The sequence below is a fragment of the Mesorhizobium sp. M7A.F.Ca.CA.001.08.2.1 genome (assembly GCF_003998455.1).
Taxonomy (GTDB): domain Bacteria; phylum Pseudomonadota; class Alphaproteobacteria; order Rhizobiales; family Rhizobiaceae; genus Mesorhizobium; species Mesorhizobium ciceri.
In genome coordinates, this window is sequence record NZ_RZPW01000816.1 from 1 (window position 1) to 2,652 (window position 2,652).

Below are 2,652 nucleotides of genomic sequence, written 5' to 3' on the forward strand. Positions count from 1 at the left end.
GCCGTCGACGGCCATCGCCAATGCGCCCGTCCCACGGATGGCGCGCGGCATGGTCTGGATCATCTCAAGCATGGTCGTTGCCCTGCTAACGCTCTCAGGGCTCATACCGGTCGATCAGGTCGTCTCCACCAGAGGGCTCGTGGTGTCGCAATCGCCGAATATTCTGGTGCAGCCGCTCGAGACGGCGATCGTCCGCTCGATCGAGGTGCGCGAAGGACAGCGCGTGCGAGCCGGTCAAACGCTTGCTCGCCTCGACGCGACCTTCGCCTCCGCTGACCTTGCTGCGCTGACGACACAGGTCTCGACACTTGAAGCCGAAGTGGCCCGTTTGAAAGCGGAAGCCGACGGAAAGCCCTTCAGCTATGACGGTCTGGACCCGAGTTGGACCCTGCAGGCATCGATCTTCGATCGTCGAAAAGCTGTCTACGACGCCAAGCTGTCGAGTTTTGACCGGCAGAGCGATGAACTCAGTTCCGTGATCTCGCGTTCCCGGTCCGATGCTAACGACTACCGCCAGCGACTGGCCGTCGCGGCTTCGATCGAACGGATGCGCAAGCAACTGGAAGCAAGACAGGTGGGCAGCCGCCTCAATACGCTTCTGGCCGAGGACAACTGGGCAGAGATGTCCCGGGCGCTCGGCAACGCCGAGCAGACATCGGAAGCTGCCAAGCGACAACAGGCGACGGTGGCCGCCGACCGCGATGGCTACATCCAGAGCTGGCGCGCGGAAGTCTCGCAAGGCCTGTCGGAGGCGGGCTCGCGTATGTCCGATGCCCGTGAGCTTCTCAACAAGGCAAAGCTGCGTAAACAGTTGGTTGAGCTGAAAAGCGATGCAAACGCCATCGTTCAGTCAGTGGCGAAGGTTTCCGTCGGGTCGATCCTGCAATCGGGTGACCGGCTGATGACCCTGGTGCCGGACGACGCGGTGCTTGAAATCGAAACGAACATTGTCGGCCGTAGCAGTGGGTTCGTCCACGTCGGTGACCCCGTGGCCATCAAGTTCGACACCTTTCCATATTCGCAATATGGCCTCGCGCATGGCACTGTGCGCACGGTGAGCCCGGATTCCTTCTCGGCCCGGGAACAGGCGCGCGACCCGAACAGTTCGTTGGCCATGCTGCCCCCGGACGCTGACCTGTTTTACCGCACGCAGATTTCCATCGACGAGGTCGCCCTCCATGGCGTGCCCGCAAGTTTCACGATCGTCCCTGGCATGCCGGTAACCGCTGACGTCAAGGTCGGCCGCCGTACCGTGCTCAAGTATATTCTCGGCGCCATACTCCCCCTAGGCCAAGAAGCGATGAGGGAGCCATAGGCTCGGGCGCCGTGCGCGACAAACGGAGGTATGCGTTCTCGCATCGATGGCAATCCTTGACCGCCTGACTGCTTACGGTCCACCAGCGCTGGTATTGCGCCGGGCGATCCAGCTTTCTGACAGCGGCAAGCCTTTAGAAGCCTTTCCGCTGCTGGCAATTGCGGCACGCGCCGGGATTGTCGAGGCCGAATACCGCGTCGCTCGTTGCTATCTCGAAGGTTTGGGTGTGCCGCCAAGCCGGTCGGAAGGCGCGCGTTGGCTGCGGCGAGCGGCCGATCACGGCAGCCCCGATGCCCAGTCGCTCCTCGCCGCGCTTTACGTGGCTGGACTGGCGGCGCAGGAGCCCGACGGCAATGGCTTGGAATCGCAAAGCTTGTTCGAACGGGATTCCTCGCGGGAGCCGGAATTCGCGGCAGCGTTCGGGCTCGCGAAAAAGGCAGCCGAAGCTGGCTCCGCAACCGGGCAGGCAATTCTCGCCTATATCCTTAGCAGAGGCCCCGAAGCGATGCGGGACCTGGATGCGGCGCATGGCTGGTATGAGAAGTCTGCGGCAGCCGGCTGCCCTGAGGGATGCCTGGGCCTTGCTCTTTCCCTCGCCCGGCGCGGGCAGCCTGCGCAGACGGCCAAAGTTGCCGCCGAGGTTCGACGCGCTGCCGACGCCGGTCTGCCAACCGCAATCTACCTTCTTGGGGTCCTGACTGAGCATGGACGCGGCATGCCAGCTGATCGACCGGCAGCCGCGCGACTGTATCAGCTTGCCGCGGAGAAAGGCTTGCCCTCAGCCCAATTCCGGTTGGGATCGGCGCTCATCGAGGGTGGCCTTGCAGGTCAAGATATCGCCGCCGGCGAGGCGTGGATGCGGCGGGCCGCATTGGCAGGAAATATTGAGGCAGCCTATCGTCTGGGCGATCGGCATGTGAAGAGTTCGCCGCCAGACTATGCGGACGCCGCAACATGGTACCGACGGGCGGCAAATGCCGGCCATCAGGCTGCTGCCCGTGCGTTGGCATCGCTTTATCTTTCCGGAAACGGAGTCGCACGGGACGTCGAAGAGGGAGCGCGCTGGCTGCGTACGTCCGCAAATGCGGGAAATCAGCAAGCGCAGGTCGACTTTGCCAATCTGGTTATCGAAGGAGCAGGCGAGCCTGGCGACCGCGCCAGCATCGCTGGATGGTTCGAGGCGACCGCCTCATCGGGCGATCTGATTGCAGCGTTCAACCTCGGCCTCTGCTTTGCCGAGGGCGTCGGCGTGCGAAAGGACGAGGAGCAAGCTGCCCGATGGGTGAGGCGGGCAGCCGAAGGCGTGGCCGATGCGCAATATGCCTACGCGCGAATGC

2 protein-coding genes are annotated in these 2,652 nt (G+C 63.4%); both read left to right on the forward strand.

Annotated features, from left to right (window positions below; translation table 11 throughout):
• Positions 1–1,315: HlyD family type I secretion periplasmic adaptor subunit (locus tag EN914_RS31415; protein WP_127389504.1), on the forward strand; the 1,315-nt coding region annotated here is incomplete at its 5' end.
• A 46-nt stretch (positions 1,316–1,361) separates the two neighbouring features.
• On the forward strand, positions 1,362–2,652 hold a 1,291-nt coding region (locus EN914_RS31420), incomplete at its 3' end, for a tetratricopeptide repeat protein (protein ID WP_164779047.1).